The sequence below is a fragment of the Lactobacillus sp. ESL0233 genome (genome assembly GCF_003692995.1).
Lineage (GTDB): Bacteria > Bacillota > Bacilli > Lactobacillales > Lactobacillaceae > Lactobacillus > Lactobacillus bombicola.
In genome coordinates this window covers 242,925-256,561 of sequence record NZ_REHH01000006.1, presented here as the reverse complement: position 1 = coordinate 256,561, position 13,637 = coordinate 242,925, and the positions used below count along the sequence as shown (strand labels likewise).

At 32.2% G+C, this 13,637-nt stretch carries 11 protein-coding genes and 1 other RNA gene; 1 reads left to right on the top strand and 11 read right to left on the bottom strand.

The features are described 5' to 3' along the window. Positions 1 to 57 precede the first annotated feature (57 nt). The 3 genes from F5ESL0233_RS02870 to F5ESL0233_RS02860 form a co-directional block, all read right to left on the bottom strand. Positions 58 to 1,137: a PTS sugar transporter subunit IIC gene (locus F5ESL0233_RS02870; protein ID WP_090093254.1), complete on the bottom strand. Its 1,080-nt coding sequence runs from the start codon at positions 1,135 to 1,137 to the stop codon at positions 58 to 60. Between the two features lie 250 nt (positions 1,138 to 1,387). Continuing rightward, positions 1,388 to 2,737, bottom strand: coding sequence for a glucose-6-phosphate isomerase (locus F5ESL0233_RS02865; protein WP_122058636.1), 1,350 nt, complete (start codon positions 2,735 to 2,737; stop codon positions 1,388 to 1,390). Between the two features lie 108 nt (positions 2,738 to 2,845). Then, complete coding sequence (locus tag F5ESL0233_RS02860) at positions 2,846 to 3,442, bottom strand: VanZ family protein (RefSeq protein ID WP_122058634.1); 597 nt, start codon at positions 3,440 to 3,442, stop codon at positions 2,846 to 2,848. 143 nt (positions 3,443 to 3,585) lie between these two features. On the opposite strand from F5ESL0233_RS02860, the gene F5ESL0233_RS02855 reads away from it, so the two are divergent. Continuing rightward, on the top strand, positions 3,586 to 5,769 hold the full coding sequence (locus F5ESL0233_RS02855; protein WP_122058633.1) for an LTA synthase family protein: 2,184 nt from the start codon (positions 3,586 to 3,588) through the stop codon (positions 5,767 to 5,769). Between the two features lie 157 nt (positions 5,770 to 5,926). On the opposite strand, the gene F5ESL0233_RS02850 is transcribed toward F5ESL0233_RS02855, so the two are convergent. From F5ESL0233_RS02850 to F5ESL0233_RS02815, 8 genes are all read right to left on the bottom strand, one after another. After that, positions 5,927 to 7,381 carry a HAMP domain-containing sensor histidine kinase gene (locus F5ESL0233_RS02850; RefSeq protein ID WP_090093180.1) on the bottom strand — a complete coding sequence of 485 codons (1,455 nt, stop codon included), beginning with the start codon at positions 7,379 to 7,381 and terminating at the stop codon, positions 5,927 to 5,929. 2 nt (positions 7,382 to 7,383) lie between these two features. Further along, complete coding sequence (locus F5ESL0233_RS02845; protein ID WP_165777852.1) at positions 7,384 to 8,109, bottom strand: response regulator transcription factor; 726 nt, start codon at positions 8,107 to 8,109, stop codon at positions 7,384 to 7,386. A 1-nt stretch (position 8,110) separates the two neighbouring features. Continuing rightward, the gene (locus F5ESL0233_RS02840) at positions 8,111 to 8,500 is read right to left on the bottom strand and encodes an SdpI family protein (protein WP_090093179.1); all 390 of its coding nucleotides are present in this window, start codon (positions 8,498 to 8,500) and stop codon (positions 8,111 to 8,113) included. A 26-nt stretch (positions 8,501 to 8,526) separates the two neighbouring features. Next, positions 8,527 to 9,495 carry a type I phosphomannose isomerase catalytic subunit gene (locus F5ESL0233_RS02835; RefSeq protein ID WP_122058631.1) on the bottom strand — a complete coding sequence of 323 codons (969 nt, stop codon included), beginning with the start codon at positions 9,493 to 9,495 and terminating at the stop codon, positions 8,527 to 8,529. A 207-nt stretch (positions 9,496 to 9,702) separates the two neighbouring features. Continuing rightward, positions 9,703 to 10,413 (bottom strand): hypothetical protein, encoded by a 711-nt coding sequence (locus F5ESL0233_RS02830; RefSeq protein WP_090093175.1) that lies wholly within the window; start codon positions 10,411 to 10,413, stop codon positions 9,703 to 9,705. Positions 10,414 to 10,943: 530 nt separating this feature from the next. Continuing rightward, positions 10,944 to 11,309, bottom strand: a transfer-messenger RNA (tmRNA) gene (gene ssrA, locus F5ESL0233_RS02825). A gap of 54 nt (positions 11,310 to 11,363) precedes the next feature. Continuing rightward, on the bottom strand, positions 11,364 to 12,176 hold the full coding sequence (locus tag F5ESL0233_RS02820; RefSeq protein ID WP_122058629.1) for a Cof-type HAD-IIB family hydrolase: 813 nt from the start codon (positions 12,174 to 12,176) through the stop codon (positions 11,364 to 11,366). Positions 12,177 to 12,407: 231 nt separating this feature from the next. Further along, positions 12,408 to 13,592 carry an acetate/propionate family kinase gene (locus F5ESL0233_RS02815; protein WP_122058628.1) on the bottom strand — a complete coding sequence of 395 codons (1,185 nt, stop codon included), beginning with the start codon at positions 13,590 to 13,592 and terminating at the stop codon, positions 12,408 to 12,410. Positions 13,593 to 13,637 lie beyond the last annotated feature (45 nt).

Here is a 13,637-nt window from a genome sequence, read left to right as displayed (position 1 = left end):
AGTTACAAGTATAGTAACTTAGGAGTATTTTTTGTATAGAGTTGGTATTTATTAATTCTATTCACCCAAATAGGCAAATACGACTTTTTCATCATAAAGATGAAATACTTTTTCAAAAACGAACCGACAAATAATCGCTACAAGTGCCGGTATAATAAGCCAACAAATCATTACCATGACTGCATTTATACTGGCTTTACCCGCATTCATTGAGGCAAGCGGACCGACCAGACCAACCAAGCCAAAACCCGCTGATGCTGGAGTACCATTAATTTGAAATAGAGCAACGGGAATAGCAGAAATAATTGCAGTAATTAACGTTGGTACTAAAATAATTGGGTGTCTAAATAAATTGGGCATCATCATCTTCATTGCTCCTAGCGCAACCGCTATAGTAATACCTGACTTATTAGTACGCCAAGAATGAACTACTAAAACGATAGTTGTTGCAGCTACCCCCATAGCAGCAGCTCCTGCCGACATCCCATTGAGCTGAATTGCCATTCCAATTGCTACAGTTGAAATAGGAGAAATAATTAAAACTGAAAACATACAAGCAATCAAAATGCACATTAAAAGTGGTTGTAAATTTGTAAAGGAATTAATGACCGAACCAAGCCAAGTGGTGATTTTACTGACATAAGGCAAGATTAATAAGCCAAGCCAGCTTACACCACCGCCAATTAAAATTGGGGCAGCAACAATTTTTACAGAACCCATTCGCTCACCCACAAGTAACAGCAGGGCTACCGCTAGGCTAGCAGTAATCATCGTATTAATTAAATCACCTGTGCCAGCAGTAATTAGAGCTCCTGAAGCTTTGGTAGCAGGATTAACAATTTGCGGTACAAATTTAGTTACACCAGAACCAACATAGGCTGCTCCAGCAACAATAGCAACATCTAAAGGAGCCAGTTTAAACTGAATCGCAATTAAAGCACCAATTAAAAGTGGTGTTGCACATTGAAAAATCAACAATGCCTGATTAATTCCTATCGTAATTGTATTTTGCCCAAATAATTTTAAAATAGCGTTAACTACTGCATTAGGAATTAAACCAACAATAATTCCAGTTGCCGTTCCAGCTAAGACATTATTAAAAAAAGTTTTAGCAGATAAATTATTATTTTTGCTCATACTATTCATCTGAGTACTCCTTCGCATATAAATTATCTATCAAATTCACATCAACTGACAAACAAAGTTACTTTTAATTTTTCTCATTTTATTACTCCTTTAAAATTATTATTTAGTATTTTATCATGATAAATTAAAAAGTCTATAATATTATTAAAAAATATTTAATTAAATTTATAATAATATCATATAAATACCCTCCAAGTTTTCAACTTGGAGGGTATCACTTTATATAAAATATTTGATTAAATTACTTTTCTGCGTTAAAACGTGCAGTTAAATCATCATGTAATTCTTCATAACCTGGCTTGTTTAATAAGCCAAACATGTTTCGCTTGTATGCTTCAACCCCAGGTTGACTGAATGGATTAATACCATTTAAATAACCTGAAATTGCAATCGCTAATTCAAAGAAGTAAATAAGGTAGCCTAATGTGTGTTCAGTTTGATCAGTAATATTAACCGTCATAACCGGTACACCACCATCAGTATGAGCCAAGACCACACCTTCATATGCTCGTTCATTAACATAATTCAAACTCTTACCAGCTAAAAAGTTTAATTGATCTAAATTATTCTCGTCTGAAGGAATCGCAACGTCATTAGTCGGATTTTCGACCCTAATTACCGTTTCAAATAAATTGCGCAATCCTTCTTGAATGTATTGGCCAAGTGAATGCAAATCAGTAGTAAAGTTGGCACTTGCTGGCCAAATTCCTTTATTATCTTTACCTTCCGATTCACCCATTAATTGCTTACACCACTCGCTAAACATTCTTAAACTGGGTTCATAATTCTCAACAATTTCTGTGGTATAACCTTTACGATATAAAATATTACGTAAAGCCGCATATTGGTAAGGACTATCCTTAGTCAAATCGGTATCTTGATAAGCACTTTTTGCATCAGCTGCGCCTTGCATTAATTGATCAATATCAGCACCTGAAACTGCAATTGGCAATAATCCAACAGCTGATAAAACACTAAAACGACCACCAATGTCATCTGGAACAACAAATTCCTCATAGCCTTCAGCATCAGCTTCTGTTTTTAATGCCCCTTTAGCACGATCAGTTGTAGCAAAAATTCGTTTAGTTGCTTCTTCTTTACCATACTTAGCAATTAACTTTTCTTTAAAAATTCTAAAGGCAACTGCAGGTTCAGTAGTAGTACCTGATTTAGAGATTACATTAATACTAAAGTCTTTGTCACCAAGCCAAGCAATTAAATCGTGTAAATATGAGCCTGAAAGTGAATTACCACAAAAAACCACAGTTGGGTATTTTTCTTTACCCTCACCATAAAAAGCGCTATTTAAAAATTCAATTGCCGCTTGAGCGCCAAGGTATGAGCCACCAATACCTATACAAATTAAAACTTCAGAGTTGTTTTGAATTCTTTGCGCCGCTTGCTTAATTCGATCAAATTCATCTTTATCGTAGTCAACTGGTAAATTAACCCAACCTAAAAAGTCGCTTCCTGCACCAGTGCCTTCTTGTAATTGCTTGTTAGCTGCATCGACCATCGCCTGCATTTCATTTAGTTCGTTGTCATGAACAAAAGGTGTTAACTTTGTACTGTCAAATTTAACTATACTCATATTAAATACGCTTCCCTTACTGATTTAAATATCTATTTCACAAGAATATTTTAGCAATCTTATTTTATAAATACCAGTTCTTTTTAATAGTTTTATAGTTTTGGTTAATTAGATAAATAACCAGTAAATCAAATACCCAATTGCTGCGCCACAACTATTGAAAAATACGTCATCAATATCACTAATACCTGTTCCAAGCAAAAATTGTAAGCTTTCGATAGCAATTGATAGAGTGATTCCTAATAAAAAAATTTGCCTAAAAGTTTGTTTTTTTCTAAATATAATCGGCGCTAAAAATCCAAATGGAATAAAACAAAATATATTTCCCAAAAAATTATAAATAAAATCAATATGACTTTTGGCATATATCAATTTCCATGTTTCGCGTAAAAAGATCAGATTAATATCACTTAGTGGCCGCCTAAGGTTGAATTTTATTTCCCAGGGAAAATAAGTCTTCCGAAATGTTGTTAACATTAATAATAAGATAATATAAAAGGCAAATAACCATATAGCAACTTCAACTTTTATTGATCTCAGATTGCCAAACAACTTGAGCCATAATAAGCGGATGATAACAAAGAGCAAAAAATAAAAAATAGTCTTATCAAGTCCTACCATGGTAAGCTTAATCAGTGCAAAATGATTTATTTTCATTGCAAAATAATGAACTAATGTGCTGTATAACGGTCCTAAAAAAATCATGTCTCAGTCAATTCCTAAAATTATATTTAATTAAATTATACTCAAGTTAGAACAAATAATTCTTAAAAAAGAACTTAACAATGCAGAAAAGATTGTCTAAAAGGGGAGAAACTTTTAAAATAACTAATTAAGGAGAATTAAATTTGAAAAAAAAGTATTTAATCAATTTTATCCAAAAGCGTACTGGCTTTTTTTGCTTACTAATAATTTTATATGCCCTAAAATATATTTTTGCTATTTATCATGACTTTAATTTGGGGCTTGCTGACCCTTATCAACACTTCATCATGTGGCTCAGTCCTATTGGTACTGCAATTATTTTAATTAATATTGGTTTTTACTTTTCTAAACCGATTATGTCTTATTGCATGATGCTTCTAATGGATTTTGCTAATACTAGCTTGCTTTTTGCCAATATTTTAAATTATCGCCAGTTTTCAGATTTTATTACCGTCAAAACTATCATTAATTCTGGAAAAGTTGCCCCAGGTTTAGGAAAAAGTGCAGTAGCACTACTGGAACCAACAGATTTACTACTCTGGTTAGACTTAATTATAGTTATTCTTTTACTAGTAATGCGTAAAATTAAAATTGACCAAAAGTCTTACGACTTGCTCACACCTTTTACCATTACTAGTTTAGGCGCGTTAATCTTAGTCCTAAATATCTTCCTAGCAGAATCATCACGTCCTCGTCTTCTAAGAACCACTTTTGATCGTTCTTACATTGTTAAATATTTAGGAATTGATACTTTCACCGTTTATGATGGCATTAAAAATGAGCAAACCGAACAAGTTAATCGTAACGCAAATACTTCTGACTTAAATAAAATAATTTCTTTTACTAAGAAAAATCAATTACCTAAAAGTAATTTATATTTTGGCAAAGAAAAAAATAAAAATGTGATTGTAATTCACCTAGAAAGTTTTCAACAATTCTTAATTGATTTAAAAATTAATGGCAAAGAAGTCACGCCCTTTCTTAATTCAATTTATCATAATCGGCATACACTTAGTTTTAATAATTTTTATCATCAGGTTGGAATTGGTCGAACTAGTGATGCAGAAAACATGTTGGAAACAAGCACTTATGGTATTTCTGATGGTTCTCTATTCACAGCATTAGGCAGTTCAAATACATTCCAAGCTGCACCCCAAATTTTACGGCAAAATGGCCAATATACTTCTGCCGTTTTTCACGGTAATGTTGGCTCATTTTGGAACCGTGATGATGTATACAAAAACATGGGCTACAACTACTTTTTTGATCAAAATTATTTTAGTCATGAAAAAAATGACCATATTGGTTATGGTATTAAAGATAAAGTCATGTTTGCTGAAAGCATAAAGTATCTTGAGCGGATGCAACAGCCCTTTTATACAAAATTCATTACCGTAACCAACCACACGCCTTTTGAAATGGATGATGAAGATTTAGATCCTACTTTCAAAACTGTTCAAACTAGTGATAAATCAATTAATAATTATTTTGAAACTGCCCATTATCTGGACCAAGCTGTACGTGAATTTTTTAATTATCTTAAAAAATCAGGTTTAATCGATAAAACAATGGTGGTAATCTACGGCGATCACTATGGTCTTACCAATTCTGAAAATGAAATTCTTGCCCCGATAATTGGTGAAAGTTCTGATACTTGGAATAACTATAATAACGTGCAAATGCAACGAGTACCGTTTATGATTCATGCAACAAATTTAAAAGGAGGCATACATAACAAAGTGGCTGGTGAAATTGATGTACTACCTACTTTGCTTCATTTATTAGGTATTTCGAATCATGATTACCTTCAATTTGGTAGCGACCTCCTAGCACCAGGTTATAAGCCATGGATTGTATTTCGCAACGGTACAATTATTAGCCAAAAATATATTATTTTAGGTGGTAAAGGAATTAAAGGATCTGTTTATGAGCGAGCAACTGGAAAGCAAATAATTAATTTTACTAATCAAGAAAAATCAGAAATTGCGCTACTAACTAAAAAAAGTAAAAATTCATTGAAATACTCTGATTTACTAAACAACCATAACCTATTGCGCTTTTATACTCCTAATGGGTTTAAGCCAGTTGAAGTTAATAATTTTAACTACCTAACTAATTTTCAACAAATGGAAGGACTACTTGAAATACTAGGAACTAAATCTACTGCCTTAATTACTAAAAAGCATAAAACTACTACTAATTTATATGAAACAGATGCCCCTGAACTTAAAGAGCGACAAGCAGAAATTTCACAGGTGCCAGAATCTGTAAGTGGCAATCATCTAACCGAGAAAAATAGTAAATCAAATAAATACTATAAAAAGTAATTATTACTTAATACCACTTAAACAAGTTAATTGCACCAAAATAAAAAACTGTTAATTACGTTTTAATATCTTCTGAAACTAAATAGATTCAGAACTTAGGCTTATTTAAACGTCAATTAACAGTTTTTTACTTCAATTTTTTAAATAATTTTTGCAATCACTTAATTGTAATATATTGTTCATATCCTTTATCAAAAATAGTGACTGTAAAGCATGTCCCCTCGTGCGGCTTAGACTTAACACTTATTTTCCCACCGTGTTGTTTAATCAATGATAAAACAATCGACAAACCAAGTCCTGATTCACCAATTCCTAGACGAGCACGGGAAGGATCAGCTTTAAAGAAACGCTCAAAAATGTACTTCATCTGCTCATCGTTCATTCCAATACCATTATCTTTAACAATTATCTGCGTTGCATGCTGGATACGGTACCCTTTAATCAAAATTTTGCCCTGATGGGTAAATTGAATTGCATTTTGGACTAAATTCATCATTATCTGTCGAAATCTATCTTGATCAGCAAAAATTGGCAAATCCGTAGGGACAATAATTTTGATTTCATCTTTTTCTTTTTTAACATTTTGTTTTAATTCATCAGCAACTTCTTGCAAAAGTGGCTGTACATTAAAGTTTACTTTGGCTAAACTAATTTGATTATTTCTAATTTTTTCAAAATCTAAATTCTCATTAACTAGACGTATCAAGCGTTCAGTTTCACGACGCATGAGCGCAATTGATTTAGAGCGTGATTGTTCAGGAATCGCATTATACTGTAAACCCTCTAAAATACCATTAATCGTCGTAAGCGGTGTTCGCATTTCGTGTGCTGCATCCGCCATAAATTGATCACGCCGTTTTTCTTGACTTTTAATTTCTTCGTTAGACTTCCTAAGCGTTCTAACCATTTGATTAAAATTAGCAGCTAATTGATCAATCTCATCGTTACCATAATAATTAATCTGAACATCAAAATTTCCAGACGCTACTTTTTTGGTTGCTGTCGATAATCGCTTAATCTTACTGGTTGAATAATAAGAAAATACTAGACTTAATAGCAGACCCACACACAGTGCAATGACAAGTGCATTAATTAAATTATGTTTAGCCATCACAATTGGCTGTTCCACACTCTTTATTTTACTTCCAATCCAAATTGCACCAATCATTTTCCCCTTATTCATCCAGGGTTTAAGAATACCAGTATATGCGTTCTTAGTATTACCAACATAAGTATGAGAATCGTTATTATTTTTGATATAAATTTCTTGGCCTTGATTGAGGATGGCACAAACATCTTCTGCCAGATGCAAGTTTTTCTTTTTTTCTGGATATATCTGCTCTCCACGCGCATTAAAAACACGCAAATTGAGATCATCATTATGTAAAACAAACTGTAACTGATCCAAAAATCCAGAATTAAGTATTAGTGTACCATCTGTTTTATCAGTTACAGCTAATGAGCCCAACGATGACGCATAATCTTCCATTCGCTGATAATTTTGAACATAGGATTGATTAGATACGTAATTTATTTCAGAATAACCAATAATGGAAACTATAGTCAAAATAATCAACAAAAAACTAAGCATGTGTTGATATAACAACTTCATATCTAAACCTGTGAATCATCAAATTTGTAGCCAACACCCCAGACAGTCTGAATGACATTAGCTCCAACTTTTTCTAATTTTTGGCGCAATTTTTTAATATGAGCATCAACTGTCCGCTCCTCACCAAAATAATCATAACCCCAAACCAATTCCAGCAACTGCCCACGTGCAAAAACTTGCTTAGGCTTTTGTGCCATTGTAAAAAGTAACGAGAATTCTTTAGGCGTAATATTAGCTACAGCTTGACCATCAAATAAAACCTCACGTCTACTTTTTGAAATTTTCATGTGTGTTGTCTCAATATCAAAAGCCTGATAAAGCTGAGTCGGTTTATTGAGTTTAGGATTATCTTCAATCTTTATCCTACGCAACAATGCCTTTATTCGTGCAATCAAAGCCAACGGACTAAAGGGCTTTGATACATAATCATCTGCACCAACGCCAAGACCTAAAATTTGATCTTCTTCACTATTTCTTGCAGTCAACATAATAATTGGTATACGTGTTGAAATCGCACGAATTTCTTTGGCAACTTGAATACCGTCTTTCTTTGGCAAATTTAAATCCAAAGTAATTAAATCATATTTATTTGGATCTTGCTTAAACTGGTTAACGGCTTGCTCACCATCAAAGGCAACATCAACTTTCCAACCTTCTTTTTCAAAAAACATGCACATCATTTCTGAAAGCGACTTATCGTCTTCAACCATTAAAATTTTCAGTTTCATTCTATTTTTTGAATCCTTTAGTTTTCTTACTTTTTACTTGATCAGGATCTATATAATCTGAAGGTAATTCATGACGCTTAAGTAAAAAGTTTTTTACACTCTTCTCCGTTAAAATAATGGAAAACAATGGAAAAAAATAAAAGGTAAGTAACCAAACAAAAAAATACCTATCCAAATTTAAAAAATGTATTCCCAGACCAAATATGGTTTGTGCTACACCAAATATAATAAAAAACATACTGGCTTTTTTTTGAGCAAAACGAAAACTAGCTTTATTGACTTGTGACAAGTATGAAAAATAACCGTAAAAAGGGTTAGGTCGTTTTGCTGGAGAAATTAACCAAAGTATACCTATAACTAGTGTAATTGAGCCGCATGCGACATAAATCATACTTTTTGTCCTTTCTTTGTTAAGAATTAAATTTCTTTTCCAGGAGCAGAAAGCACCATTTTCATTTTACCTGCAAAAGTAAATGAAGCTGTTTTATTGGGAATAATTAAATTACTACCCATAGATAAATCATACTTTTTATCATCTAGTACAAGCTGTCCTGTTCCCGCGATAACTGTTACTAATAAATAAGGATGGACTTTAAGATTACTTGTCCAACTTCCATTTAAATTTATTTGCCATAAATAAAAATATGGTGAAACTGGTGGTGCAACTAAAGTTTTAATTTCTGCATCTTGATCATTAGCGACTTTAATATCAAGTTTAGGATTAATATGAGGTACTGTTGTAACATCAATTGACTTTTGTGTATGTAGTTCCCGCTTTTTACCTGATTTTTGGTCAACACGATCATAATCATATAAGCGATAAGTCACATCGCTTGATTGTTGTGTTTCAATTACCATAATTCCTTTGGTTAAGGCATGAATCGTTCCCGAAGGTACATAGAAAAAATCGCCCGCTTTAACTGGAACTTTGCACAGCAGCTGGTCCCAATTTTCATTATGAATCATATCCGCAAGCTCTGCACGTGTCTTAGCAGTATGACCATAAATCAAATAAGCACCTGGATCAGCTTGCAGAACATACCAACTTTCTGTTTTACCACTATCCCCTTCAACTTGCCTAGCATAGTCATTATTAGGGTGGACTTGTACAGATAAATTATCATTTGCATCTAAAAATTTAACCAAAAGGGGAAATTCCTTATTCTGTGGATTTCCAAAAAGGTCAGGATGCTCATGATATACAGCACGTAAACTTTGCCCCTTAAACTTGCCATTAATCACAGTCGAAGCGTTATTTTTATAACCTGATATAACCCAAGCTTCACCAACTTTTCCGTTAGGAATGTCATAATCAAAAATTGTCTCTAATTTGCGTCCACCCCAAATTTTGGGTCTAAAATATGGATTTAAAAAAATTGCTTCCATCTATAATCACCTCATACTTTAAGTGTAAACTTTTATTTCAAAAATTTAAAACTATTATTTATAATTTAAAGATTAAAAATAAATAACATTTTACATGTATACAGTTTATAACCATTAATAGTTGACAAAAAGATATTTTAGTAAAGACTTTAAAAGATTATTTTTAAAAAATCTACTTTAAAACTTGCAATCCACTTTATTTACTTATTAATCCTTATTTATCAGCGTTTCTTGTTTATATACTTTTCTTATTTCTTTATCTAAAATATCATAGTCTGAATCTAATTTATTAATATGTTGGCTGATTTTTTTTAGATGTTGCCTATTTTTAACATCAAGTTTTTCTGTTGCTTTTTTTGGTATTTTAGATTCAATAAATTCAATCAATAATAAATCATTTACTTTAAAATTTAGTAAGTCTTTATTAATATCTTTTAAATCAATGTTATTTTCAAAATCTGTTATATAAAAAATGTTATTTGCCTTTTGCACAAAAAAATCTAAATCTGTCACTATTTTTTTAATTTTATCAAACTCTAATTTAGCATAACTTGTTCTTTTGGTATTTATCACTGCTTGAATTTTTGCGCTTTTGAATTCTTGATTTACTATATCGGAATAATCAATTAAAGAAAATAATCTTTTCATCCGATCAAGTTTAATGGCATTGTCTAAGTCATTTTGTTTACTTTGCTCTAACTGTAATTTTAGATTTTCAGATTGCTCTTTACTACTAACTTGTGTGTTAATGTACGCAAAAGCAATTGTAATTATACTGCCAAGATATGAACCCCAAAAGCTGAGCCAATCTGTTCTCTGCTTTAAATTACCAATAATTAAAAATAAAATACCTGGGATTGTTATAAAAGTACATAAAGCTAATATTAACCATTTGTTTTTTTGATAAAATTTTTTCACTTTATTCACCTCAAAGCAATCATACAAAAAACTGATTCTGATGACCAGCTTGGCAGTTGTAAATAAAAAACAAATTTTTATTTACCTACATGCAAAATGATAGTATCGTAATAACCTACACATATTTATTAAAACATATAAAATCGCATTTTGACTTATGATACTAGAATTTTTTTATACAATTGGACTGTGCAAGAAGCTACATTGGTCTAAGATAGGTAAAGCAAAAAAAGTCAGTTGATATTCCTGTAGTAATTTGCAAATAAAAAGGTTCAGCCGCGAAGGCTTAGCCTAATGAAGTAAGAATATAATTTAAGACAAAGACCCTTTAAGAATCTATTATTAAACCAGTTGCTTAAAAGCTTTGTATATTACATACAGAAGACTTATTCCTTGGCCTTAATGTTAATACGCTCAAACAAAAACCAGACAAATTGTTAGCAGTCGTGATAAAATTTAAAAAGTCAGTGAACATTGGACGAATTTGCACACAGAAAAAGCTTGTAACATAAATGGTTACAAGCTTTTTAAAATGGAGGTGAGGAGAATTGAACTCCTGTCCAAACGCATCCTGTCACTAACATCTACGATTATAGTTATACTATTTGAACTTCACTAGTCCAAAACGCCATATAACAGGGCTAGAATGGACTAGCTAATCTGCAATGACTCTTCTTAACTATTCAGATGAGGTAGTTAAACGTAACTCACTAAGTTGATACTTGATATCAGACGTGAGTAATCCGATAAAAAGCAACACATGTACCTAAATTAGGCAGCTAATGCGTATGAATTTTCTTTATTTGCAGTTATAAAACTGTGACGTTTTTACGTAGACGTGACCTACGAACCGCAGTTAATGCAAATCTACGCCTGTCGAATCCCAAAACACCCCCGCTTTAGGATACTATTATTATAGCATACATCTTATTAACTGCTAATAGTTAGATTTATTTAGATAAAACAAATTTATTGAATGCTTGCTCAATGCCGTTTTCATCGTTTGATTCTGTCACATAGTCTGCATATTCTTTAGCTGCTGCTGATCCATTAGCCATTACTACCGAAATACCTGCAAAATTAAACATTGGTATATCATTACGTTCATCACCAATTGCCATAATTTCATTTGCCGAAATATTTAATTTCTTTGATAAAATTTTCAAAGCATTACCTTTATTAACATCTTGATGCATTACTTCTAAAAAATTATCAGCAGCCCGAACAACATAATTTTTTTGCCCAAATTTTTTGATTATTTCTTTTTCTACTTGGTCTAATTTGTCTTTTTCATCAGCAAACACTGCTTTAATAACCTGAGCAGTTTCACCTAATTCCGTCGGTGTCCTAATTAAAAGCCCAGCTCGATTTTCCCAAGCTTGAACAACTGTAACCCAACTAACATTGTGATTACTCGTAATAATTTGACTATCAGCATCAACAATATTATATGCAATATCGTGTTTATTAGAATATCGATCAATTTCTTTATAGGTTGAAAATTCTAATCCAGATTCGGCTAATTTTCTCCCAGTAACTGATTCGATTACAGCCCCGTTAAAGGTAATAACATATTGATTATCTGTAGTAATTCCTAATTCAGCCAAAAAGTGCTTAACACCAGCTAATGGTCTACCTGAACAAAGAACAACTTTAACTTGTTGACTAATTGCGCGTTTAATAACTATTTTAGTTGATTCAAGTAGTACTCCATGGCTATTCAACAATGTATCGTCAACGTCAATTGCTACTAGTCTTATCATTTTTCCCTATACTTTCTTCATTAAATAGTTCTTGACTGCTTTTCTTAATCAGCCTTATTCTTTTGATTATGATAATACTTATATTAAATTATTATTGTTAATTACCATACCGACATAATTATATCATTCATAAACTAATCGGTTTTTATAAATATATTATTATCTATGTATATATCAAAATAAAAAGCCATTAAAAATTATTAACGACTTTTATTATATATTAAATTGTACCTAATTCAAATGGGCTAAACGAACAACATCACGTTCAATCATTAATTCTTCATCAGTTGGAATAATTAGCGCTTTTATCTTTGAATCAGGTTTTGAAATAAACTTCTCACCATTTGATTTGTTTGCTTCATAATCAGGATCTAAACCCATAAATTCAAATGACTGCATTATTTTCTCTCTAACACCAGCATCGTGTTCACCTACTCCAGCGGTAAAGATAATTGCGTCAACACCTTCCATTTCAGTAATATATGAACCAACATATTGTCTAACTCTATTAACAAAAATATCACGAGCTAACTTTGCTTTATCATCTGAATTATTTTCTAGGTCACGCATGTCAGAAGAAATTTCAGAAATTCCTAATAACCCCGATTTGTCATTTAAAATATCAATCATCTGATTAATATCAAGATTTTCCTTATTCATTATGTATTGTAAAACTGATGCATCAACATCACCTGAACGTGTCCCCATAGTAACTCCTGCAAGCGGGGTAAAGCCCATTGAAGTATCATATGACTTATCATTTTTCACAGCAGTCACAGAGGCTCCTGACCCTAAATGACAAACAATTAATTTTAAATCTGCACGATCTTTATTTAACATCTCTGCAGCACGACCAACAATATATCTTACTGACGTACCATGAGCACCATATTTACGTACGCCATATTTTTCATAATACTTATAAGGAAGTGAATACATATAATGAACTGAATCTAATGTTTGATGGAACGATGTATCAAATACGCCAACTTCTGGGACATTAGGAAGCAATTTCATGAAGGCTTCTATTCCTTTTCCTTCAGCAACATTGTGCAAGGGAGCATATTCTTTTAAATCATAGATTTTCTGTAATTTTTCTTGATCAATTATGGCTGAATCAGGAAAATCTTCCCCACCTGCAACAATTCGATGCCCTACACCGACAATCTCGTCTAGATCAGTAACAACTTGATACTTCTTTAATGCTACCAGTAACAAGTTAACTGCAGCCTCTTGATCCGGAATAGAGACTTCATCAGTATGTTTTTCGCCATTTGGTAATTTAATTTCAAAAGAAGAGCCCTCAATGCCAACTCTATCAGCAATTCCTTCCGCCAATACTTGTTCTTCGGGAAGGGCAAATAACTTATACTTGAATGAAGAACTACCTGAGTTAATTGCTAAAACTTTTTTCATAAATGAGATTCCTCCACTACACACATACTTTTGACTTTTTCACAA